Here is a 25,393-nt window from a genome sequence, read left to right as displayed (position 1 = left end):
ACACCGAAAATATTTACAACCAAGGATTCTCACCTTTTGTAGTATATTTCATTTATATTTGTACTATTTCTAATCTTTTCTTCACCTAATAAAAACAGAGGTTATCTTCCTCTGTTAATAATATTCATGACACCATAATGGTTTCTTTAATATTTCAAATGCTTCTTGTACATTTTTAACCTTTACATTATACAGCTTATTGAACAGCGCATAATTATTAATACGTGCCATCAAATATGGTTGTTTTTTAGGAATTGCTAATGGAAATATTCGTTCTAATCTCTCACATGAAGATACCATGACAGTAATTTCTTTTTCCACACCCATCGCTCTCTTCAACAAACGCTTTAACACAGACGAATTCATATAGATTGCTTCTTGTACAACCACATCATTCTTTTTTACTTGATATATGATATACCCTAATAGTTCATTATGCTCACCACGATACACCAATACATGTTTCTGTTTTAATTCTAGTTCTTTAAGTAATGTTTCATAATATTTGATATCTCTAGCATAGTAGCCATCAAAACGCACAATGAACTGTCGATATGCTTCTAATAGTTCTTTTGCCTCACAGTCTTCACTCACACGTTGTGTTGTCACTTTATGTAAGCTCTCTCTTGTAAGTGTGTATCCTTTTCTATAATACACTACATCAAAACCAAAATGATCATATACCTTTGGGTTGAACGCCTTAATCAATGTGATAAGGCAGTTATGACTGGCTTCATCTAGTATGGATTGCATAAGAGTGCGCATATGACCACGTCTACGATAATCTGGAAGTGTAGAAGCGCCAAGAATATAACTAGCCTTTAATTGCTTTCCATGAAATTGGAAAACATGATAGTTCATTTGAAGACTACTAACAATCTTTCCATCTTGTTCTTTTACAATCCCTACTCCTTGATCAAAGATTTCATCAAAATAAAACTTTAAATAGGTTTCATTCTGTGTTGGATAGGATAGTTTCCATAAGTCGAACACTTCATTTTTCTCATTCACTAGAGTTTCCCGAATCATATCATCACCTATTATCTTCTGATTCTGTATATTCTACATCAATTACATCATCATTCGGTTTCTGGTTTCCATAACTTTCGTATGTTGTATCACGGAACACTCTTGTCGTATCTTCATCATATTCATTCATGCGTTTCATGAATTTACGTCTGATATATAATATATATAGAGTCAACGCAATCACAATAATTAAAACAATCGGCAAAATAATTGGCAATAAAGAAATTACCAAGAATATTATGAAACACACTACAAGTAAATATATAATTGTTTCCATATGCGTTACCTCACTTTCCTTTTCATTATAATATAAATTTAATGGATTGTGAATGAAAAGAGGGAAGTTCCCTCTTTACCTGATGAGTTCATCAGCACTGATACCCAATGCCTTGGCTATCAAATCCATGACTCGTAACGTCACATTTCGTTGACCACGTTCAATCTCCGAAATATAATTTTGATTCAGCCCACATAGAAACCCTAGCTGATCCTGCGTTAAATGACGTTGTTTACGATACCATCGGACATTACATCCGAAACGAGCCTCGATACGCAGTTGTGTTTTGTCGTAATGATCTGCTTTTGTATTCAACTCCTTTTTTAAGGCAGATTGGGTATCTATTGCGATATTCTTCGCCATAGTTATCCCACGATCCTTTCTTGGTTGTATTGTATCATATCACATCTGTTTTTACATTTCTTTTTTTCTACTTTTTTCAACTTTTTTACGATGTTTCCAAAACATATACGCAGCCATAAAAAACCAAATCAAAAAAACAGCACCTAAATATAGAGGAGCGACGATAGCATAACCATGATCTGTTTTTATATCCGTTGATTTTGCTAAAGTTTGTGTTGTTTGATAGGCAGCTTCCAATCGTTTTTCATAGGTATATTCGGGATTTTTGATCATTGGATAGGCATACGATTTTTTCATAAGTTCTTCTTGAACAAGCGTATCATCTGCGAAAAGATAGACTGGCAATGTTTCTTCAATCTTACTGGAAGGATCTATTTCCATTTTCAGCTCTTTTGCATTCTCTATGATTTCACATGTTTCTTTCCATCCTTTTTCATTTACAATCTTGGTGTTAAACAATGTGATATTTACATCTTCTTGTTCATGTTTTACAACTATTTTATCTTTTTCACAACTTACAAATTCCACTTTATAGGCAGTACTATGTATAAAAGGAAAAAGTGCAAGCATTAGAATGGCTCTTTTCATAACATCACCCTCTAACAGTTTGCACCTTTATTGAACTTCTATACTTTTCGATATTGATCCGCAAGTTCTTTAATCTTTGCGAATCGATGTTTCATTCCAGATTTTGAAATCGTTTCATCAAATTCATCTTCACAATACTCACATAGCTCTACTAGACTTGCTTCTGGATATTCTTTTCTAGCCATTGCCGCATGTTGAAGCTTAACTGGCAAGGTATCTAGACTACGATAGTTTTCAATCCATTCAATATCTTCTAATTGTCGTTTTCCCGCACTAATGCTTTTCATTTCATTTGCCAATTCACAGTTATCAAGTCTTGTTAAAGAATTCATAAAATCTCTTTGTATACGACTATCTTCAAACGTAAATACGGCATCACTTGCCCCTACACAACGCAAGAAGTCACTGATTTTATCACTTGCCTTAATATACACAACCTCTTGATTGCGGCGTTTGATATGTTTTGCTGGCAACTCAAATCGATGCATTAGTTTTTCAATAAATACAGCCAAATCCAAATTGCTCGTGCTAATTTCCAAATGATAATTCGACTTACTAGGCGAATTTACAGACCCGCCTGATAAAAAGGCTCCTGCAAGATAAGCTCTCGCACAACAATCCTTACGAACCATCTTTGCACTTGGATGAGCTTGTAATCCTTTCTCATTAAAGATTTCAAGATCCTTCAAAATATCCATAGCTTTTGTAGTCACACGAATTACATAAACATTATTTTTCTTCAGTTTCATCTTTTTAATTACTGATAACTGAGTTTCCACATTGTATAATTCTTTTACATATTTGAATACACGTTTTGCGGTTGTCGCATTTTCGGTCTTCATGGTGATATGCATTCCCTCAGAAGTAAAATTCAAAGTGGAGCACATCTGAATGATTGCAGTAAGTTCTGCTTTCATACAACATGGCTTTAAATCATTTCCCGCTATCTGTGCTTTTACATCTGTTGTAAATGACATCTTTATCCATCCTAACTATTTTATTAACTCTATTAATACATCGCGTATTTTATTGGAATCATGACGAATCAAGTCTTCCTCAAAGCTTAAAACATCACGTTCTAATATTTGGTAGTGATGTTCTTTTTCACAAATTCGTACAGGCACACTTCCCATACCTTCATATTTCTTCAACAATTCCTCACTTGCACGATTATTATGAGTAATTACGATATCCACTGCGTCTGGAAATGCATGCTTTTCTAAAGCACGTACATGATCTTCCAACGTAAAGTTGTCCGTTTCTCCAGGTTGTGTCATCGCATTACAAAAATATATTTTCTTTACAGGATTCTTTTTCAATTGTTGTACAATTCCATCCACAATCACATTTGGTAAAATACTTGTATATAAACTTCCAATCCCATACACTATGACATCTGCCTCATGAATTGCTTGTAAAGCCTCTTGTGTAGGCGCTACTTTCTCTTGATAGAATACTTTATCAATGCGGTTATTAAAATCTGGAATGTTACTTTCTCCACGCACAATGGTACCATCTTCCATAACTGCATACAACGTCAGTACTTCTAATGAAGAGGGGATAATATCACCCTTTACATTTAAAAACTTTGAGAAGGTAGAAATTGCTTCCATAAAACTTCCCGTTGTTTGCGTAAGCGCAGTTAAAATAAGATTTCCAAGATTATGTCCACCTACATCACTTTCTTCTCCATCGAAACGGAAATTCATCAAAGATGTAAATATGGTCTCTTCTGGAGCCATCGCACACATTACATTACGAATATCACCCATGGCAGGAATATGAAACTGACGTCGTATCCTTCCGGTACTACCACCGTCATCCGCAACCGTTACAATCGCAGAAAGATTGATGTTTTCAATCTGTTTAAGTCCGCGAAGCATAACAGAAAGACCAGTCCCGCCTCCAATTACTACTACGTTTTTCATATATTGTTTAGCCTACTTTCTTATCACGATGTGACTTATAACAATTGTACTGATCATGATAGTGAGAATATAGCCAATTCGTCAAAGACACACTTCTATGATGTCCTCCCGTACAGCCAATTCCTACCGTCAAATGGTTCTTCTTTTCATTCTTATATTGAATAAATACATAATCTAAAAAGCTCTTCATATGACGTATAAACTCTTTTGTTTGATCAAAGCTTAAAACATAATCATAAACAGGAGCGTCATCTCCCGTCAATTCTCTTAGTTCTTCTATATAGTATGGATTTGGAAGAAATCTGACATCGAATACTAAATCCACATCCATGGGAACCCCATGCTTAAAACCAAAAGATACAAAAGAAATAGAGAACACTGATTTACTATTTAAAGATAGTTTCTCCATCAATACATCTTTTAATTCAGACTGTCCCATCTTTGTTGTATCAATATGAAGTACAGCACGTTCATTCAACGCATTAAACATATCTCTTTCCACTTCGATTGCTTCTTCTAACGTGTTCGCTTTTGAGAACATCATCATTGGATGATGTCTTCTCGTAAATTTATAACGCAACAATAATTTTTCATTGCTTGCGTCTAAGAATACAACACGGACATTCACATCGATATTCTCAAAATATTGTAAAAATTTTGGATAATCAATGGCTGTGGTAGCTAACGCTATATTGCTGTATCTTGGATCTGGTTTTGTATTGATGATTTTCCCTAAGGATTCGATCAATTGTACAGGGAAATTATCGATACAGTGATACCCCATATCTTCCAGCACACCCATAGCAGTTGTCTTTCCAGCACCAGACATTCCTGTTATCAGTACTACATTTTGTTCGTTCATAGTTACCACCTCATAAATAGTTTACCACAGGCTAGCTTATTGTGCTAGTTCAAAGCGGATATGCGCCTTTATTTTCGTCTAAAACATAAACGCACAAATCCTATAATCAAAAAGAAAAAGCGATACAAAGTTAATCTCTACTCATAAGATACGACATAAACTAATACAAATAAAAACAGCACAAATTTACTCATGCTGTTTGTTTAACTTTGAATACACAAAATTTTGTTGTTACAGTTTCTTTATTTCATGAAATGCATGTTGTGCCGCAATTGCTCCATCGTTTGTCGCAGTTACCACTTGACGAAGTTTCTTTTCGATCACATCTCCTGCACCATAAATACCTTTTACTTGAGTTTCACAGTTCTCATCCACAAGAATATATCCACGCTCATCAAGTACTGGTAAACCTTCTAGAAAATGTGTTGCAGGATCTAGTCCGATATATGGGAAGATACCATTTGTCTCTAATGTTGTTTCTTCCCCTGTATCCACATTTTTAATGACCAAAGAAGTCACACGTTTTCCATCATCCACTACACGTAGCGGTACATGCTTCGTAATGACATTGATTTTTGGATTGTTTTCAATTGATTTTTGTACAATGCTATCTGCACGAAATTGATCTCTACGTATGATAATGTTTACTTTATTTGCAAATTGTGTTAGATAACCTGCTTCTTCTAATGCAGAGTTTCCCCCACCAATCACACATACTTCTTGATTGCGGAAAAAGGCTCCATCACAAACTGCACAATACGATACACCTCTACCAATGTTTTCTTCTTCTCCAGGAATATTCATCATTCGCTCTAATGTTCCTGTTGCGACAATGATTGCTTTTGCTTCGTATACCTGATCATCATCACAGATGATTTTTTTATACTCCGCACCATCTTCTACTTTGATAACATTTCCATAAATATACTCTGCGCCAAATGTCGTAGAATGTTCAAACATATCGCTCGCTAATTGTGCTCCATTGGTTCCAATAATTCCTGGCCAATTGCTAATTTCAGCCGTCTTAATAAGTTTTCCACCAGGCGCGCCTGCTTCTAACATGGCAGTAGATAATCCTGCACGACTACCATAAATCGCAGCGCTCATACCTGCTGGCCCAGCGCCTATAATAACTAAATCGTAACGTCGCTCCATTCTTGTTCCTCCTTTAGAATCGTAATCAATTCTTTCATATCCGTGATAAATGCACATGGTTTTTCCTTCATCATTTCATTTGCTCGATTATCTTCTAATATGAAGGCAACAGAATATGCTCCCATATTTTTACATGTCCGGATATCGCTAGGTGCATCACCTACATACACAATATCATCATGTGTTCTATGAAGCAATTCACATGCTTTCAATAAACCCTTAGGACTTGGTTTTGCTTTTTCCATATCCTCACTGCCAATTACCACATCAAAATATTGTTCTAAGTCGAATTTACGAAGTCCCATTCGTACGATTTCTTGAAGCTTGTTACTAACAATCGCAATATCATAATCATTCTCTTTTAAATACTGCAAGGTTTCTTTTACATGAGGAACTTCTTTTACATACTCATCATGAACTTTATGATTAAACTCTCGATAATATGCTATAAGTTCATCTACCAAACTAGCATCAAAGTAACGTGCGAATGATTGTTTCAAGGTTGGACCTAGAAAAGAATACAATTCTTCCTCACTTAATACATAGTCTGGTTTATATTTTTTAAATGTATGAACAAAAGACGCAAAGACTAAATCTTTGGTATCAACTAAGGTACCATCTAAATCAAATATCACAACTGGCTTGTTCTTACGAAATGGCCAATATTTCTTAAATAAAGAATTCCAAACTCCAAAAATACCAAGTACTCCTATAAACACGCCTACTAGGGAAATGATTTGCGCCATACGTAAGGAACCAATCATCAAAGAATCAGTTCTCATTCCCTCTACAATGAAACGCACCATTCCATACCACGTTAGATAAGCCCACGCTAAATCTCCACGTTTTTTTCTACCATACTTTTTATAGATAAAGGTAATAAGACAAAAACCAAGGATGTTTCCTACACTTTCATACAAGAACGTAGGTTGATGATATTCTCCATTAATGTACATGTTATCTCTAATAAAGGCAGGCCAATGTTTATAATAATCTGCACTTACAATACCACCGAATGCTTCTTGATTGACGAAATTTCCCCAACGTCCTATCGCTTGCGCAATCATTAAATTTGGAAAAATCACATCCGCAATACGCAACAAATCACAGCGGTGCTTTCTAAAATAAAAGAAACCAAAGATGCTCGCAGCTATAATTCCTCCATGAATGGCTAATCCACCCTCCCATGTAAAGAATATACGTATTGGATCTTGGAAATAAATCTCATTCCATTCAAATATAACATAATAGATACGTGCTCCAATAACACCAATTGGCAACATCATTAAGAAGAAGTTTTCAAATATTGCTTCGTTATATCCCCATTTTTTAAACTGACGTAACGACAGAAAGTAGGCAAGGAATGCACCTGTCAAAATAAAAATTGCGTACCAAGTAACATGTAAAGAACCAATCGTTAGTACAGTCTTCATATCTGGAAAAAAAGTCATGAATCATCCTCCTCGTTAAGCGTTCTTATTTTTTTCAATATAATCTAAAACTCGTTGTTCAAACTCTTTTGCGCTATCAAGTCCCATTTCACCCAATAAGAAATTGGTAACTGCAGACTCAATGATAACTGCCATAGAACGACCTTCTCGAACTGGAACGATAATTTTAGGTACATCAATACCTAAGATATTCTCATGTTTTTTCTCTTCAATCCCAACGCGATCATAATCTTGATTTGGTTGCCATGTTTCTAAGCGAACTTCAAAATCAATCTCTGTTTTAGGAAGAACAGAACTTACACCGAACATTCTAGAAACATTGATGATACCAATACCACGTATTTCCAACATTTCTCTTAATAGCTCTGGTGCTTTCCCAATAATTTTATTATGAATACGATAACAATCTACACGATCATCCGCAACTAATAAATGTCCTCTTTTAATTAATTCTAATGCAATTTCACTTTTCCCCATTCCACTTTCCCCAGTAATCAAAACACCCTTTCCATAAATGGATAATAGCCCTCCGTGAATACACTTGCTAGTAGCGAGTTGTTCATCAAGAAAACTTGCTATATTTACAATCAAACGTGTTGTAGAAGACTGTGAGGCAAAGATTGGAAAATTTTTACGTTTTGCACAACGTTTTAATATTGGAGGACATTCATGTCCTTTCGTAATAATAATTGCAGGTGTTTCTTCATCCGTAATAAAATCAAATGATTTGCGCTGTTTCGCGTCACTCATCGTTTGAATATACGCAATTTCTTTATCTCCTAAGATTACCAAACGTTTTGCTTGAGAGTTCTCAAAGAATCCCGCAAGCTCCAAACCAGGGCGATTGGTATCTGCCATTACGATTGGTCTTTCTAAGGACTTTAAATTCCCACTTATTTGTTCAAAATCAAAGTTGTCCATTAGTGTTTTAACTTTTACACTAGTTTGTTCTTCCATGTTGTTATCCTCTCTGCAATACTTTCTTTAGATATTGACCTGTATGGCTTCTTTCTACTTCGATGATTTCTTCTGGAGTACCACAAGCAATGATTTCTCCACCTTCATCTCCACCTTCAGGTCCTAAATCCACAATATAATCTGCGCATTTAATCACATCCAAGTTATGTTCAATAACAATGACTGTATCGCCATTATCCACGATGCGTTGTAATACTTCTAATAATTTTTTCACATCATGGGTATGTAATCCGGTTGTAGGTTCATCTAACACAAACAATGTTTTCCCAGTTGCCTTACGTTGTAATTCACTCGCCAACTTCACACGTTGTGCCTCTCCTCCAGATAGACTTGTTGCACTTTGTCCTAACTTAATATATCCTAAGCCAACATCCTTTAACGTTTGTAGCTTATGTTTAATTTTATGCACGTTTGTAAAGAATTCAATACCTTCTTCTACTGTCATTTCTAAAACATCATAGATGTTCTTTCCTTTATAGGTAACTTGTAGCGTTTCTTCGTTGTATCGTTTTCCACCACATTCTTCACATGGCACATATACATCTGGCAAAAAGTGCATAGAGATACGTAAGATTCCATCTCCCTGACAAGCTTCACATCGTCCTCCCTTAACGTTGAATGAGAATCTACCTTTCTCATAACCACGCATTTTAGAGTCTTGTGTTTGTGCATATAAATCACGAATATCATCAAACACACCTGTATATGTAGCAGGATTACTTCGTGGGGTTCTTCCTATTGGATCTTGTGAGATATCGATTAACTTATCGATATGTTGAACACCCTTAATAGTTTTATGTTTTCCAGGCTTGATTCTTACTCTGCCTAGTTCGTGCATTAGTCCTTTTGATAATACTTCATTGATCAACGATGACTTCCCACTGCCACTCACTCCTGTAACCACAGTGAAGCTTCCTAAAGGAAATTTCACACTTACATCCTTTAGATTATTTTCACTTGCACATACAACCTCAAGCTTCTTACGATTGCCTTTGCGACGTTTTTCTGGTATTTCGATTTTCATCTTTCCACTAAGGTATTGTCCTGTAATAGAATTAGGGTTCTCCATAACTTCTTTCGGTGTCCCCATCGCGACTACTTCTCCACCATGCACTCCAGCACCTGGTCCTATATCAATGATATAGTCAGACGCTAACATCGTATCTTCATCATGTTCTACAACAATTAAGGAGTTTCCTAAATCACGCATATCTTTCAAAGCACCAATCAAGCGATCATTGTCACGTTGATGTAACCCAATGCTAGGCTCATCCAACACATACAACACGCCACTCAAATGAGACCCGATTTGTGTTGCTAGACGAATACGTTGCGCTTCTCCTCCTGAAAGAGAACCAGCCAAACGATCCAATGTTAAATAACCTAATCCAACATTGAATAAGAAGCCAAGACGTTCTTTAATTTCTTTTACTACTAATTTCGCGATTCCTTCTTGTTGTGTAGTAAGTTTCAATTGCTCCATAAAAGCAACCGCTTGTTTGATAGACATCGTTGTCCACTCATAGATGTTTAAACCACCTACACGTACACTCAATGCTTGTTCATTCAATCTTTTTCCACCACATGTTGGACATGGAGCTTCTGCTAAGAACGTCGCATACCATTCTCTTGACATCGTACTCGTTGTTTCCATATAACGACGTTCAATCAACGTACATGCTCCTTCAATAAACTCCGTTTTCTTCATGACATTTCCACTTCTTGATTCCAACTTATAAGTAATTAAATCTTTTGAACCGAACAATACAATATCCAATTCTTCCTTTGTGAAATTCTTAATTGGTTTATCGATGCTAATTTCATAATAATCTAATAACGCCTTAAAGCGCTGCCATTCTAAATTCTCCGTGCCAGCGATATTTTTATAATAAATGATTCCACCTCTACGAATGGATTTGTTACGATCTGGAATCAAATAATCCACATCTACTTTTTGAGTGATTCCTAATCCTTTACAAACATCACATGATCCAAATGGAGCATTGAATGAAAATAAACGAGGTTCTAATTTAGGAATAGAGAATCCACAAAATTTACAAGAATAATTACTAGAGAATAAAATCTCTTCATCCTTATAGGATACGATGGCTAACCCATCACTCATTTTCAATGCAGTTTCTAATGAATCATGTAAACGAGAACGATCTTCTCCTTTTACAATACGATCAATTACTACATCTACATTGTGCTTCTTATTCTTCTCTAATGGTTCTACATCTTCTAGTAACTTCAGTTCACCATCTACACGTACACGGATATATCCATCTTTCTGCAACTTCTCAAACAAATCTTTATGTGTTCCCTTTTGTCCATGAGAAATTGGAGACATAATCATCAGTCTTGTTTTATCTTCAATCTCCATAACACGATCCACCATTTGTTTAATAGTTTGAGATGTGATAGGTTCATTGTGATTAGGACAATATGGTACCCCAATTCTAGCAAATAACAAACGCAAATAATCATAGATCTCCGTTACTGTTCCTACTGTGGAACGAGGATTATTACTCGTTGTTTTTTGATCAATGGAAATGGATGGAGAAAGTCCTTCGATGGAATCCACCTCAGGTTTTTCACTATTCCCAAGAAACTGTCTTGCGTATGCACTTAAAGATTCTACATACCGGCGTTGTCCTTCTGCATAAACGGTATCAAATGCCAAGGATGTCTTACCAGAACCAGATACCCCTGTCATAATAACGAATTTATCTCTAGGAATTTTAATGTCTATATTCTTAAGGTTATTCTCTCTTGCACCTTTAATATCTATAAAATCATGACTCATATTTATGACCTCCAAACTACCTTTACATTATACATTAGTATTCCCAAAATAACTAACTTTTCGCACAAGAATTGAGGATTTTTTTAGTTTCTCAATACTTCTTTCATCTTTCTAAGGCTTGTTCTATTACAAGCTATTCCTATACAAATGCTATCTTTTCATCATTCATTTTCATTTTATCGAAAAAAATAGTACAATATAGAAAACGAGGTAAGATTATGCAAGCAAAAATACGATTGACAAGAATTGATAATCGCTTAGTACATGGCCAAGTAGGACTTACATGGACAAACTCTTTGGACGTAGATACTATCGTTGTTATTAACGACTCTGCCGCAACTAGTTCTTTTGCGCAGAAACTTATGCAAAGTATCGCAAGAAATGCCAATGTTGCGATACGTTTTTATAGCGTTGCGGATTTTATTCATGTATTTCTTGAAAACGAGAGTAACCAAAAACTCTTTTTAGTAGTACAAACTCCTCATGAAATACGTTTGTTAATTGAACATGGAATCCCTGCTCATCACATCAATGTAGGAAATATGCACTATGAAAAAGGAAGAGTACCTTTTAATCGCAAAGTATATCTAACACAACAAGATATTGAAGACTTTAACTATATGATTGATCAAGGAGCGGAGCTCTTCTATCAGGATGTTCCTGGGGCAGTTGTAGAAAAAGTTGGAAAATTAGATTATGAAACGATGGCGAAGCGTAGATAAGCTTCGCTTTCTTTTATACACAGTAATTTGTAGGATTTATCTTTCAAAACAAGAAGAATAATGCTAATATAAAATTTAAGGAGTGATCGTAATGAAAGAACTCGTTATAAACGAATTAAAGAAACGTTGTAAAGAAAATATCATCAAGGAAAACCCTGTGTTTACCGCAAGTGAAATTGCGGATACCTTGCAGATTAGTCGCAATACCGTTTCCCAATATTTAAATGAAAAAGTAAAAGAAAAAGAAGTTGTTAAAATCAATTCAAGGCCAGTGTATTTCTATGATCGAAAAATGGTAGAAGAAAAGTTTGGTCAAGTAAAGGGAGATGGAGTCTTTGCATCTTTTCAAGAATTTGTAGAATCTTTTTGTGATTTACCAGAAGATTTTGAACTTCTTATCGGATACAACAATTCGCTTCATAATGTTGTAGAGCATTGCAAGGCTGCCATTACATATCCTGGTGGACTCCCTATTCTTATTCATGGTCCTACAGGAACTGGTAAAAGCATGATTGCCTCTTTGATGTATGAATATGCCTTGCATCAAAATATCATCGATACACAACGTAAATTTGTAAGTGTGAACTGTTCAGAATACGCCAATAACCCAGAACTTTTAACGGCCAATCTATTTGGTCATGTAAAAGGAGCCTATACAGGTGCAGACGATGATAACCCAGGACTTATATCCCTTGCGGATGGAGGCATCTTATTTTTAGATGAGGTGCATTGTTTAAAAGCTGAGTGTCAAGAAAAATTATTCTTCTTTATGGATAAGGGAATGTATCATAAAGTTGGAGACAATGAAAACTGGTTCCATTCCAAATGTCGACTTATTTTCGCGACAACAGAAGATCCACAAAACGTATTACTAAAAACATTGTTGCGTCGTATTCCCATTACAGTCACAATTCCTTCTTTAAAGGAACGCCCTTTGATAGAAAAACGAGAACTTATATATACAATTTTTACAAACGAAAGCAAACGACTAGGAAAAGAAATTTTCATTAGTAACCTTGCCTATCAATCGTTGATGGATTTTGAATTCCCTGGCAATATAGGAGCTATGAAAAATGCAATTAAAGCTGCTTGTGCGAATGCATTCTTAACCAATCGACAAGACAATGCTTTACGCATTGAGATCCCTCACCTTCCTGATTATATATTCTTACCAATGACCACGGTACAATTAAAATCATCAGGAACAATACAAGAAACAATGATCCCTATCTCCAAACTTAAAAGTACCATGAATTATGCTTCCCCTTTCTTGCATTTATACGATCGTCTTTTAGATCTATATGAAGAGTATTTATTGAAGGATAACCAATTTCACACTTTTCTAGAAAAAGCGAAAGAACATATACAAAGTTATATTGACTATATTATGTTCTCCAATCGTTATCGTCAAAATACCAACGAAGATTATTTATTAAAAATGCTAGATAAGATTTATTCCATTGTGATGAATAAATACTCACTTGCGGTTCCTAATAGTGAAATTAAAATATATTCACGTGTCCTAGTTGAATACTCTAAGCACGTAGTGGATGCGAAAGTATGGATATCTGAACACTACGAAATGGTAGAAGATATGAAAAATATCTTGAAAGAAAAAGTACCTCGCTCTAGTAGTATCGCCAATGAGGTAGTGGACAATGTGGAATTGAACTTGGATATTGAACTTGATGATTTGTTAATGTCCATTATTACAATTGCCTTTATTGGGTATGAACATGAAGAAAGTAATCCTGCTGTGGGTGTTATCTTATGCCATGGGTATTCTACCGCAAGTTGTATAGCGGATACCGTGAATCGTATGCTTGGACAATATATCTTTGATGGGATTGATATGGAAATTAACATCTCGATTGATAAAGTGGCACAACTCGCAGATGATTATTTGAAACGTAAAGACCCTATTCAAGAATTGATGTTCTTGGTAGATATGGGAAGCTTGGAAGAAATTTACAACTGTATCAAACCTATATCTAATTGTAATATTGGATTGATCAACAATGTATCTACAGCAATGGCTTTAGAAGTTGGAAACCTTTTAAAACAAGGGCAAAGCGCCATTGAAATATTAGAGGCTGTATCTTCGGGATATCAATTATCTACACACTACTTAGAAGGAAAGAGCAAAAAGAATGCTATTCTTACTGTATGTGCAACAGGGTTTGGGGCAGCACAAAAAATTAGTGAGTTACTAAAAAGCTCGCTTCCACACAAAATTGATTTAGAAATCATCCCTTATGATTATCAATCCTTAGTAGAAAATGGAACGAAGGATGCGATATTCAGCCGTTACAATGTTGATCTTTTAATCGGTACGTTGGATCCAAAAATCAATGATAAGAAATTCTTAGCCGTTGAAGATGTTATGATGAACGATGAAACTGGTGCTTTATGGCAGCTGATGAGCCTTTATCTCAATGGGGAGGACCTAGCAAGCTTTAATCAAAATATCTTAAAAACATTTACCCTATCGAATATTGTAAATCATTTAACGATTTTAAATGGTGAAAAAATCATTGATGATGTGGAAGAAATTGTAAAAGATTTAGAGTTTAATCTAAATGAAGAACTAGACTCTACTAGAAAGTTAGGATTATACGTGCATATCAGTTGTTTGATTGAGCGTTTGATTTTAAAACAAGGAATTAGTGAGGTAGAGGGTATGAATGAAGAATTAGAATCAAAGAAAGATGTCATTGAAAAGGTACGTGATGCATTTAGTGGCGCAGAAATGCGATATAGTGTCGAGATACCTGATGTGGAAGTTCTTTATGTTTTAAATTATTTCAATAAAAGCTGATAAACAAAGGAGAAAGCGTGCCACCGACAGAAGATGGCACACTTTTTGCTAGTAGAATGGTGATTGGAGGTGGAATAATGCCTAACATTATACTTACCAGAATCGACAATCGTCTGGTACATGGTCAGGTTGGAGTTGTTTGGACAAAGACAATCGGAGCCAATCTCATCGTTGTCGCTGACGACGTTGCTGCAAATGATAAGATGCAACAGTCATTGATGGGTGTGACCGCTAAATCTTCAGGAGTTGGAATTCGATTCTTTACGATCGAACAAACCGCTTCTATTATCGGAAACGCAGCACCTGAGCAGAAGATATTTATTGTCTGCCGCACACCGAAAGATGTACGACGCTTGGTCGAACTAGGTGTAGAACTACAAGATGTCAATGTCGGAAACATGCACTTCTCTGATGGTAAACATGCCATCACAAAGAAAGTATATGTAGATGATAATGACATGGAAGATTTGAAGTTCTTATCTTCAAAGGGAATCAACGTGTATGCACAAGATATCCCTGGTGAATCAAAAACTACAATCTAAACGAAAGAGGAGATGAAAGATTATGGAGATTACACTAATACAAGGAATCATGCTAACCATAATGACAATTATCGTTGGTCTTGACTTCTTCCTAGAAGCATTCTTTATTTTCCGTCCATTAATTGTTTCAACATTAACTGGACTTATTTTGGGAGATTTAACATTGGGTCTTAAAGTTGGTGCATTAATAGAGCTTGCCTTTGCAGGTCTTACACCAGCTGGTGGAACACAACCACCTAACCCTGTATTCGCTGGACTGATGGGAACAGTATTGGCTTATACAACAGGAAGCAGTCCTCAAACTGCATTGGGATTATGTTTACCATTCTCATTCTTGGGACAATATGTAATCCTATTCTATTACTCAGCATTCTCATTCTTTATGGGTAAAGCAGACAGATGTGCTGCACAAGCTGATGTAAAAGGAATTGCAAAAATCAACTTCGCAACAATGGCTATTATTTCATTAACTTATGGTGTACTAGCATTCTTATGTACGTATGTAGCACAACAACCTATGGCAGACTTCGTAAATAGTTTACCTGCAGTTATTACACATGGTCTTGAAGTAGCTGGTGGTATCTTACCTGCAGTTGGATTCGGTATGTTATTACGTGTTATGATGAAAGTAAAATATATTCCTTACTTCATCGCAGGATTCTTAATGGCTTGCTTCTGTGTAATGCCAAACTTATTGCCAGTTGCTTTATTAGGTTCTGTATTTGCGTTAATTGACTTCTTCGGGGCAAAACAACGTAAAGACGAAATTGAAGAAGCAGTAAAGAATAGCAGTAATGGAGGAGGTAGTTCACATGTCGGAATCTAAAAAACTAACAAAACGCGATATCACCATGCTTGGTGTTCGTTCTTCATTCTTACAAGCATCTTTCAACTATGAAAGAATGCAAGCTTGTGGATTTACATGGGCTATGTTACCTGCTTTACAAAAAGTTTATGGAGACGATAAAGAAGCATTATCTGGCGCAATGACAGATAACCTTGAGTTTATTAACACACATCCTAACCTTGTTGGTTTCTTAATGGGGCTTATGATGTCATTAGAAGAAGGTGGAGGAACACGTGATGCAATCAAAGGTTTAAAACTTGCATTATTTGGACCTATCGCTGGTATTGGAGATGCTATCTTCTGGTTTACTATATTACCAATTACAGCTGGTATTTCTTGTTCATTCGCATCACAAGGTTCTGTACTTGGACCAATTATCTTCTTCGGTGTTTATGTAGCTATTTGGATCTTACGTATCGTATGGACACGTTTAGGATATACATTAGGTACAAAATCTATCGATATGATTACAGAAAACTCAGATGCTATCGCAAACTCTGCAACTATCCTTGGTATCACAGTTATCGGTGCGTTGATTGCTTCTTATGTTAAAATTTCTTTATTACCTGTAATTAAGGTTGATGGAGGTATTGAAGTAGCTGTTCAAACAGAATTCTTCGATCGTATCTTCCCTAACTTATTACCAATGTGCGTAACTTTATTATTATTCTGGTTATTGAAGAAAAAACAAGCAAATCCAATTGTATTAATCGTAGGAATCCTTATCCTTTCTATCCTTGGTTCTTGGATTGGATTGTTATAAACCATCATTTATCAAATTGAAACGTGAATAAATAAACAGAAAGAAGGCAATGCATATGGACGATGCTGCCTTCTTTTATCACTAGAAAGAGGAACATACTATGCAGATTATACATAGCGACACCTATGAACAAATGTCAATACAAGGATGTGACCTATTACTAGATACCATCCAAAAGAAGAACGATGCAGTAATATGTCTAGCTACTGGCAGTACACCCAAAAGGATGTACGAACTTCTGGTACACAAGATCAATGAACAACGCATTGATTTAACAAATGTTACATTTGTTAAATTAGATGAATGGTATGGTTTAGAACCAGATCATCCTTCTACTTGCCATACCTTTATCAAACAGCACCTATTAGACAAACTCTATATGAAACCCAAATGCCTAATAGAGTTTACATCCAATGCAGTGGATGTAACACAAGAACTAATAAAAGTAGAAACCTATTTAAAAGAACATCCTATCGATGTCATGATTTTGGGATTAGGTATGAATGCCCATTTGGGATTAAACGAACCTAGTCAACAGTTAACTCTTGGTTGCCATCAAGTTATGCTTAACTCAAAAACGAAAACACATGATATGATCAAAGGAGAGCATGTGGAAAGTGGAATGACTATTGGAATGGACGGTATCTTTAAGTCCAAACAAGTGCTTATGCTCGTAAGTGGTTCATCAAAAGAAGATGCCTATAAAGACTTTATGAGTGGAACTATCACAACACAAGTTCCAGCTTCTATGCTATGGCTTCATACAAACTGTGTTTGTTTGGTTGATACGTCACAATTCGAATAATACTTAGAAAACTCAAAAATTTTTGAGTTTTTTTCTTTTTTTGAACGGCTTTACAAGTCGCAAACGTATATATAGTGAAAACAGGAGGAATTAACATGAAAAAGAAGAATAAAATATTTATTACATCGACATTGTCACTTTTAGGAACTGGTGCTATTTTACTAGGAGGTACACTTAACATTCAGGCAGAATCAACAATTCCTGCAAAGCAGTTATCCAATATTGCTAGCATCGTTAAATCTTTAAATACAACTGCTACAAATGAAATAAAACCCACAGTTGTAGAAGAAACAACACCAGTACAACCTACCATCTATTGTCCACAAGGACATGAAAACTGTGATGGTCAACATAGCACGCTATGTCCACAAGGACACGAAAACTGCGATGGGTTGCATAATGCTCTTTGTACACAAAATCACGAAAATTGCGATGGTACTCATGCCAGAAGAAACCAAGGAGCGGGAACACCAAATTGTAATGGTTCAGGTAGGCAACATGCAAATGGTAAACATCACGGGAATCGTAGTTGATAATTTAAGATTTCAATAAAAGAAATATGCTTTATAATATACTTATAGGAATGAGGGAACTATGAGAAGTGAAGAAGAATTGCGATTTGCAATAGACCAATATGGAGACATGGTAAAAAAAATATGCTTTATTCATATGAAACAGCAATGTGATGTGGATGATGTTTTTCAAAATGTCTTCTTAAAATATGCAAATGCATCTTCCTTCGAAAGCCGTGAACATGAAAAAGCATGGCTCATACGTGTCAGTATTAATGCATGTAAAGATAACCTACGTGTATGGTTTCGAAAGAATGTATCCTTACATAACGAAATGGAACTCTTTGATTATTGTAACCATACATTGCCCGATGCACAACATCCTGAAGTATTACAATCTGTGCTTAAACTTAAGAATCCTTATAAATCCGTTATCTATCTATACTATTATGAAGGTTACAACACATCAGAAATAGCAAAGATTTTAAAGCGAAAAGACAACACGATTCAAACTTGGCTTCGTCGATCTAGAGAACAATTAAAAGGAATGCTGGGAGGTGATGATTTTGCATGATAAACTCAAAGATTTAAATCAACTACATTGTAGTGAAGAAACAAAAAAAAGCACTCTACAATATGTGCTCAATCATCAACGACATACTACTCCAAGATACACCAAATCCATTCTCGCGAGCGCTGTTGTAGTTCTTATTTGTATGTTTTCCTTTTTCATTCCACACTTGAATCAGGAACCTAATACAAAAGAAGCAGTCGCTTTTGTTTCATTTGATATTAACCCAAGTCTTGAATTCCAGCTAGATACAACATATCAAGTGATTCAAGTAAAAGCATACAATCAAGATGCACAAAAGATTATAGATCGTATCGATTTGAAGAATAAATCTCTAGAAGATGCAGTTCGTTTATTATTAACCAATCCTTCATATGATGCCTATTTAAAAGATGGTATCTTAGAAGTTGGTGTATACAGCAAAAACAATGATGCGACAGAATTAGAAAATTTAGTACAAACCTATTTGCAATCCAACTTAAGTGAAGACAATTATCACTGCGCTCAGGTTGGTGAACAAACACATGAAGAAGCAAATAGGCATCACACATCCTTTGGAAAATATCGTGTTATTGAAATGATACAAAGCTATGATTCTAGTTATAGTCTTGAAGATCTAACAGCTATGTCAATGGCTCAGTTGTATACGATTTTAGAAACATATGATGCGTCCGCAGTACCATCCAACTGTCAAAACAGGTCGGATGAAAGCAAAGGTCAACCACACGAAAAGAACAACCAAAATAGACATAGACATGGAAAGTAGAGCCTTATTTCCATGTCTTTTTCATAAGAAAAGCGCAATCCTATTCACTGATTAAAATAGGTTTACACTTTATTGTAATTTATTCAGTGATCATTTTAAAGAATTGAATAGCTTGGCAACCTCTACCAGTATGCACTCCAACAACGCTCACTAATTTTATGATATCATGTTTTGCATTTGGAAAAGCCGCTTTCACTTTTTCCATATAGACATTGGCGCCTTTTTCATCATCTGCATGTGCAATTGTAATAGAATAAGTGTCATCCACACGTTGTTTCTTCATGATTTCGATGACTGTATCCATTGCTTTATGCATCGTACGCACCTTATCCACAACATCTATTTTTCCATTTGTTTCTTTGTTTATTTTTAAAATAGGTTTAATTTTTAAGAGACCACCAAGAGTTGCCGCTAGTGGAGTTAAACGCCCTCCTCTTTTTAAATGTTGTAAATCATCTGGCAACAACAAAGTATTCGTAGATTCTACCACTCTTTCTAATACCTCTTTTATTTGAGAAAGATCTTTTCCCTCTTCATATAGTTTCTTAGCTGTACGAATCATATATTCTTGTACAATTGCAGTTACATGACAATCCACATATTCAAATGGAATCCCTATCGTATCTGCACTTAGCTTCATCGCATTGATTGTACCACTCAATCCTGTGCAAATTGGTACAGCAAAGATCATCTCATAGCCATCTTCTTTTATTTTTGTAAACAATTCCTCAATCATGCCAAGGGATGGAAGTGATGTTGATAACATCTTCCCTTCTTGCATCAATTGATATATTTTATCTAGACTTAATTCTTCTAAATCTTGATAGTTTTTATGGTCATAGCTTACTTGTAATGGAACACTAAAGATGCCTGCCTGTTTCATTTCTTCTACGGTTTTTCCAGTACCGCTATCTGTCACAAAAGCAATTTTCATAATGAATTCCTCCCATTTTTTTTATTATACCTTATTTTCCAAAAAAAAGACATCAGCTTGCGCCGATATCTTTGATTTTATGCACCTTTTACTTTACGAATATATTGAATTCCTAGGCAACCTAATCCTGTATGTGCCGAGATAACTGCCCCAATCAAACCGAATGTCATATGTAATCCTGGGAATGTATCTTCCATTTGTTCTTTTAGCTTTTGCCCTTCGATTGGCGCTCCACTATGAAGAACAGTTAACATATAATCATCATTTAATCCAGCAGCCACAAATGTATCAATTGCTTTTTGTTGTGCTTTTGACATCGTACGTACTTTATCAAACACATCTACCTTACCTTCACTTGTTTTATTCAATTGTAAGATTGGTTTGATTTTTAATAGTCCACCTAATGCCGCAGCTAAAGGCGTTAAACGACCACCGCGTTTTAAATGTTGTAGATCATCTGGCACAATCAATGTATTACTAGAGGCAACACTCTCTTCAAGACGAGCTACGATTTCTGTTGCTTCCAATCCTTGATCAACAAGTGCTTTTGCACATGTTACTAAGTAAGCTTCTATGTTACATGTAGAATAACATTCTACCATATGAATTGGTAATTCACACTGTTTTGCTGTTGCCTGCATAATAGATGCTGTAGATGATAATCCAGAAGTTAATGTAACTGCGATTACTTCATCATAGCCATCTTTCTTAAGTTGCATAAACAATTCTTCCATAAGCCCCATTGGAGGCATAGAAGTTGTTGGCATAGCGCCATTGCGTAAAGATTCGTATATTTCTTCAACGGTAATATTAACACCGTCTAAATACATGTTATCGTTTATAATAATCTGTAAAGGTAAAAAGTAAATTCCTTTGTCGAGTGCTTCTTGTTTTGTGAAACCACTACCACTATCTGTGACCACTGCGATTTTCATAAGATTCGCTCCTTTTTCTAATATGCTATATGTAACATTTTACACGTAATTTGTATAACTATACACAAATTATCCTGTATCATTATAACAATTTCTGTTTGAATGTCAAACAACACTGATTATACATACTATAACCTTACATCCCAATACAACACTTAGCTATTGATATCTATGCAAAATCATTACACTATAAGGCTGTAGTTCCACTTTATCCATAAGGATATCTTCACTACCTCCATTATTGTACAACAAGGTATACGGTTTGTGTAAATCATAAAAATACTTTTGTTGGCTTGGATTGAAACAAATCAGCATATCATGTGTTTCATCTTGGATACGATATAGTAAAACAACACAATTGATATCTTCAAAGCTTACATATCGTTCCACTTCTTCTTTTGTCTCGTAACGCAAGCATGCATACTTCTTACGAATCGCAATTAAATCCTTCGTAGCTTCTACGATACTTTGGTATTGGTTACGACGTTCATAATCTACATGATTAATTTCATCACTATCTTCATAGGTGTTTGCTTTTCCATGTTTTGTTCTAGAGAATTCTTGTCCACAGTGAAGAAATGGAACACCCTGTGCTAGTAAACAAGCCGCATTTAACATCTTTTGTATTTGTATACGTTCCTCTTTACTAGTTTCTTTACAACACTCTTTTAATTTATCCCAAGATGTCATATTATCATGACATTCTACATAGTTAATCGCATTTCTTGGATGGGAGAACATTGGCCCCATACCCTCATACGTACAACTTGCGCTCAGGACGTTTTTCATGATATCCAATAAATAGGTATCCCCAGAACAATATCCCTTCACACTGGCTTCATTTGTAGCCGTACGCCCTTTCACCACATCCCGAAAACGATCAGAGAAATGTCCTACTTGAGGCATCCTTGCTTGATTATCAATACTTGCTCGCTCATCACTATCCAGAAAACTTGGCATATTCCATCCTTCTCCATACACCATAAAATCAGGATTGATATTTCTACATTCACGTACAACTGCATTCATTGTATCAATATCTAGAATACCCATCAAATCAAAACGCATTCCATCGATGTGATATGTCTTCGTCAAAAAGACACAAGTATCCACGATAAACTTAGAACACATCTTCCTCTTGGAATCCATATCATTTCCACAGAATGTTCCATTTGAAAAGTCTCCATGTTCATTCATTTGGAAATAATAATTTGGCACAACCTTCTCAAAAGATGAAGTTTCTTTATCATATACATGATTAAACACAACATCTAAGTTCACACGTATGCCCGCTTTATGACATTGTTCCACAAGTCCAACAAATTCAAATATTCGATCATACGGATGAAAAGGATCACTACTAAAGCTTCCTTCGAATGTACGATATTGTACAGGGTCATACCCCCAGTTATAATGTAACTTTGGATAAATTTCATCCACACTTCCAAAATCCAATACAGGCATCAATTGTACATGTGTTATCCCAAGTGATTTTAAATATGTAAAACCTGTTTGTTTTTCAATCGTATCTTCATTCTCTTCCACAAACCCTTGAAACTTTCCTCTTTGACTAACTCCACATCCTCTTTGCATTGTAAAATCGCGTACACTTGCTTCATAGATGATTGCATCGCATACACTCTTCATAGCGGGTAAAGACGCATCTTTTACACGAATCTTTCGTAGGTCAACAATCGCGGAACGCTTGGTATTTTCTGTAGAGGCTATTCCATAAGGATCAATACTTTCTTCCCATTTTCCATTCACTCTTACATGATATACATAGGTCGCATGTTCTAAGTCTTCCTTCACTTCAAATCGAAATACACCTTGTTCACTTCTTATCATTTCATATGTCTTAACTACACCATTTTTCAACACTTCTAATTTTACACGGAATGCAGTTGGTGCCCAAAGTGCAAAACTGGTGGATGAATGATTGTATGTATACCCTAAATCATTTCCATCATAATAATATGTTTCATCAAAAAGAGCAGTCTTCACAATACCACTATATTGCAATATTGTAGCCCGCGCATGTTGATGTACAACTTCATATTCATTTCCCATAACAATATCTGAGCGTAATTTTAACGTGTACTTATTGTAATTGTTTGGAGTCGTTTCAATCGATTGAATACTTAATTCCATAATATTTCCTACATCATCGCGCAAATAAAAACGGTTACTTGCTCCATCGTAACTTAATTTTGACATATAAACGATAATTTTATGATAATCGTCTAAATATGCTTCATAATATTCTCTTTGTCTCATAATCTAACCACCTTGTTACTATTATACCAAATTTTATGATGTTTCGCTTATTCATGCGTGTATTTTATACGTTTATGTAACATAATTTTGCATTTTGTGTATTATTTTTTCAATATGATTCCCTTTTTTTGTATCAATTATTTTAAAATCAATAGAAATAGTCGAAAAATATGAGTATAACATAAGCATACTCAACTTTCCGACCATTTTCTAATCATGCACATACCAATTTATTTAATAAACTACAAATGTTCTAAATAATTTCTAATCTTCCATCTTAATTTAACAAACAAACGATTGGTATACTCACTATTCTTCACAAGCAATTGATATGTTTCAATGGATGAAATCGCCACAACAAAACATATAAAACCTATCGCAATCAATAAGAAGGATAATGCATACCAAGGACCAATAACATCCATTTGAATATAATCCCTCACTACCATAACAATAGGTATAAACCCTATTACTAACAACATGGCGCCAAAGAAAGCCAACACAATCAATTTGCGATGATGTTGATTGTATTCAATTGTAAGTTCTTTTAAGAACTGTGCATCAAACAACAATACTTCTCTACGAAATACCTTGTACTTTTGTACATCTTTTAGCGCACCCATAATTAGTATCGCCACACCAATTGCGATTAAGACTGCCATAGATATAATTCTTAGATTTTCTTGATTTTGAAAAATCACATACGGAACTCCTGATAAGATCACGAATCCAGCACCATATGATATTAACCCATTCAAACGTTTTTCGCTGTCTATAAATGCATATGCCATTTCTTTACTTACATAATAACCATTCATAGAGCTCTCTGTTTGTTCATCGTTATCTTTTAATAAATAATCCATAGAGACTTCAAAAATATTCCCCAACATGAGTAACTTCTTAGTATCTGGAAACCCTTGACCACTCTCCCATTTGCTAACTGCTTGGCGTGAAGTGTGCAATTGCTGTGACAATGCCTCTTGTGACATTCCTTTTTTTTCTTAACTTATATAGTTTTTCATGAAATTTCATAAGACTAATCCTCTTCTTTCTTTACTTGACTATATGGTATCAAAATCTATTGTTAAATTCTGTATACAAACGAATGCATTTTGTCAAATTTGAGTTGCAAACACGCACAAAACCCTTTTTTCTTACCATTTACACCTTATATTCTAAATTTACATGAAGAGGATGTATGCTAAATCTTGGTATCATTATTTCATAAAAAAGATGTCCTGAAGGACATTCCGAAAGATTAAATTTCGCCTGTAGATATAGTATACTATCTATAGGTGATTTTTTTGATTAAAGACTCTTCTGTTTTCGCAAAAAAAGAGATTGCTTCTAAACATAATCATTGTGATTCTTATCGTCCTGGTGAGAGTCATATTTCCATTGCTCATATCTTTTTTGAAAACCTACATAAGCTTACTTACCACTTCCATCTTTTCCCTGACTTAA

General features: G+C 35.2%; 24 protein-coding genes. 9 read left to right on the top strand and 15 right to left on the bottom strand.

The features are described 5' to 3' along the window. Window positions 1-114: 114 nt before the first annotated feature. From ACWG42_RS03590 to uvrA, 11 genes are all read right to left on the bottom strand, one after another. Window positions 115-1,029 carry a GNAT family N-acetyltransferase gene (locus ACWG42_RS03590; protein WP_455790144.1) on the bottom strand — a complete coding sequence of 305 codons (915 nt, stop codon included), beginning with the start codon at window positions 1,027-1,029 and terminating at the stop codon, window positions 115-117. Between the two features lie 4 nt (window positions 1,030-1,033). Then, complete coding sequence (locus ACWG42_RS03585) at window positions 1,034-1,360, bottom strand: DUF2101 family protein (RefSeq protein ID WP_455790229.1); 327 nt, start codon at window positions 1,358-1,360, stop codon at window positions 1,034-1,036. Window positions 1,361-1,381: 21 nt separating this feature from the next. Beyond that, a complete protein-coding gene (locus tag ACWG42_RS03580) occupies window positions 1,382-1,669 on the bottom strand; it encodes a helix-turn-helix domain-containing protein (RefSeq protein WP_455790143.1) in 288 nt (95 codons plus the stop codon). Between the two features lie 51 nt (window positions 1,670-1,720). Beyond that, entirely contained in the window at window positions 1,721-2,257 is a 537-nt protein-coding gene (locus ACWG42_RS03575) for a thermonuclease (RefSeq protein ID WP_455790142.1), read from the bottom strand. Between the two features lie 38 nt (window positions 2,258-2,295). Next, the gene (gene whiA, locus ACWG42_RS03570; RefSeq protein WP_455790141.1) at window positions 2,296-3,234 is read right to left on the bottom strand and encodes a DNA-binding protein WhiA; all 939 of its coding nucleotides are present in this window, start codon (window positions 3,232-3,234) and stop codon (window positions 2,296-2,298) included. A 15-nt stretch (window positions 3,235-3,249) separates the two neighbouring features. Then, a complete protein-coding gene (locus ACWG42_RS03565) occupies window positions 3,250-4,185 on the bottom strand; it encodes a gluconeogenesis factor YvcK family protein (RefSeq protein WP_455790140.1) in 936 nt (311 codons plus the stop codon). Window positions 4,186-4,192: 7 nt separating this feature from the next. Beyond that, on the bottom strand, window positions 4,193-5,047 hold the full coding sequence (gene rapZ / locus ACWG42_RS03560) for an RNase adapter RapZ (RefSeq protein ID WP_455790139.1): 855 nt from the start codon (window positions 5,045-5,047) through the stop codon (window positions 4,193-4,195). Window positions 5,048-5,278: 231 nt separating this feature from the next. Next, window positions 5,279-6,202, bottom strand: coding sequence for a thioredoxin-disulfide reductase (gene trxB / locus ACWG42_RS03555; protein ID WP_455790138.1), 924 nt, complete (start codon window positions 6,200-6,202; stop codon window positions 5,279-5,281). Then, entirely contained in the window at window positions 6,181-7,653 is a 1,473-nt protein-coding gene (gene lgt, locus ACWG42_RS03550; RefSeq protein ID WP_455790137.1) for a prolipoprotein diacylglyceryl transferase, read from the bottom strand. The genes trxB and lgt overlap by 22 nt, the downstream gene beginning before the upstream one ends. Before the next feature lie 15 nt (window positions 7,654-7,668). After that, window positions 7,669-8,610 carry an HPr(Ser) kinase/phosphatase gene (gene hprK / locus ACWG42_RS03545; RefSeq protein WP_455790136.1) on the bottom strand — a complete coding sequence of 314 codons (942 nt, stop codon included), beginning with the start codon at window positions 8,608-8,610 and terminating at the stop codon, window positions 7,669-7,671. 4 nt (window positions 8,611-8,614) lie between these two features. After that, the gene (gene uvrA, locus ACWG42_RS03540) at window positions 8,615-11,437 is read right to left on the bottom strand and encodes an excinuclease ABC subunit UvrA (RefSeq protein WP_455790135.1); all 2,823 of its coding nucleotides are present in this window, start codon (window positions 11,435-11,437) and stop codon (window positions 8,615-8,617) included. Window positions 11,438-11,655: 218 nt separating this feature from the next. Between uvrA and ACWG42_RS03535 the strand changes: the two genes are divergently transcribed. From ACWG42_RS03535 to ACWG42_RS03495, 9 genes are all read left to right on the top strand, one after another. After that, window positions 11,656-12,159, top strand: coding sequence for a PTS sugar transporter subunit IIB (locus tag ACWG42_RS03535; protein ID WP_455790134.1), 504 nt, complete (start codon window positions 11,656-11,658; stop codon window positions 12,157-12,159). Between the two features lie 91 nt (window positions 12,160-12,250). Further along, window positions 12,251-14,977 carry a sigma 54-interacting transcriptional regulator gene (locus ACWG42_RS03530; protein ID WP_455790133.1) on the top strand — a complete coding sequence of 909 codons (2,727 nt, stop codon included), beginning with the start codon at window positions 12,251-12,253 and terminating at the stop codon, window positions 14,975-14,977. A 17-nt stretch (window positions 14,978-14,994) separates the two neighbouring features. Further along, window positions 14,995-15,519 carry a PTS galactosamine transporter subunit IIB gene (agaB, locus tag ACWG42_RS03525; protein ID WP_455790132.1) on the top strand — a complete coding sequence of 175 codons (525 nt, stop codon included), beginning with the start codon at window positions 14,995-14,997 and terminating at the stop codon, window positions 15,517-15,519. Window positions 15,520-15,541: 22 nt separating this feature from the next. Beyond that, window positions 15,542-16,345: a PTS galactosamine transporter subunit IIC gene (agaC, locus tag ACWG42_RS03520; RefSeq protein ID WP_455790131.1), complete on the top strand. Its 804-nt coding sequence runs from the start codon at window positions 15,542-15,544 to the stop codon at window positions 16,343-16,345. Continuing rightward, window positions 16,332-17,129: a PTS galactosamine transporter subunit IID gene (gene agaD / locus ACWG42_RS03515; protein ID WP_455790130.1), complete on the top strand. Its 798-nt coding sequence runs from the start codon at window positions 16,332-16,334 to the stop codon at window positions 17,127-17,129. The genes agaC and agaD overlap by 14 nt, the downstream gene beginning before the upstream one ends. Before the next feature lie 100 nt (window positions 17,130-17,229). Beyond that, complete coding sequence (locus ACWG42_RS03510; protein WP_455790129.1) at window positions 17,230-17,934, top strand: 6-phosphogluconolactonase; 705 nt, start codon at window positions 17,230-17,232, stop codon at window positions 17,932-17,934. 95 nt (window positions 17,935-18,029) lie between these two features. Continuing rightward, entirely contained in the window at window positions 18,030-18,467 is a 438-nt protein-coding gene (locus tag ACWG42_RS03505; RefSeq protein WP_455790128.1) for a hypothetical protein, read from the top strand. 61 nt (window positions 18,468-18,528) lie between these two features. Further along, complete coding sequence (locus ACWG42_RS03500; protein ID WP_455790127.1) at window positions 18,529-19,020, top strand: sigma-70 family RNA polymerase sigma factor; 492 nt, start codon at window positions 18,529-18,531, stop codon at window positions 19,018-19,020. Then, window positions 19,013-19,783, top strand: a complete 771-nt coding sequence (locus ACWG42_RS03495; protein WP_455790126.1) for an anti-sigma-I factor RsgI family protein — start codon at window positions 19,013-19,015, stop codon at window positions 19,781-19,783. The genes ACWG42_RS03500 and ACWG42_RS03495 overlap by 8 nt, the downstream gene beginning before the upstream one ends. Window positions 19,784-19,862: 79 nt before the next feature. Here ACWG42_RS03495 and ACWG42_RS03490 read toward each other — a convergent pair whose 3' ends face one another. From ACWG42_RS03490 to ACWG42_RS03475, 4 genes are all read right to left on the bottom strand, one after another. Next, complete coding sequence (locus ACWG42_RS03490) at window positions 19,863-20,717, bottom strand: DegV family protein (RefSeq protein ID WP_455790125.1); 855 nt, start codon at window positions 20,715-20,717, stop codon at window positions 19,863-19,865. Window positions 20,718-20,794: 77 nt separating this feature from the next. After that, window positions 20,795-21,652 (bottom strand): DegV family protein, encoded by an 858-nt coding sequence (locus ACWG42_RS03485; RefSeq protein WP_455790124.1) that lies wholly within the window; start codon window positions 21,650-21,652, stop codon window positions 20,795-20,797. 159 nt (window positions 21,653-21,811) lie between these two features. Continuing rightward, on the bottom strand, window positions 21,812-23,929 hold the full coding sequence (gene pulA / locus ACWG42_RS03480) for a type I pullulanase (RefSeq protein WP_455790123.1): 2,118 nt from the start codon (window positions 23,927-23,929) through the stop codon (window positions 21,812-21,814). 242 nt (window positions 23,930-24,171) lie between these two features. After that, entirely contained in the window at window positions 24,172-24,918 is a 747-nt protein-coding gene (locus ACWG42_RS03475) for a helix-turn-helix domain-containing protein (RefSeq protein ID WP_455790122.1), read from the bottom strand. Window positions 24,919-25,393: the final 475 nt, after the last annotated feature.

It is taken from the genome of Amedibacillus sp. YH-ame10 (assembly GCF_053848885.1).
This window is presented reverse-complemented; position numbering and strand designations above follow the sequence as displayed.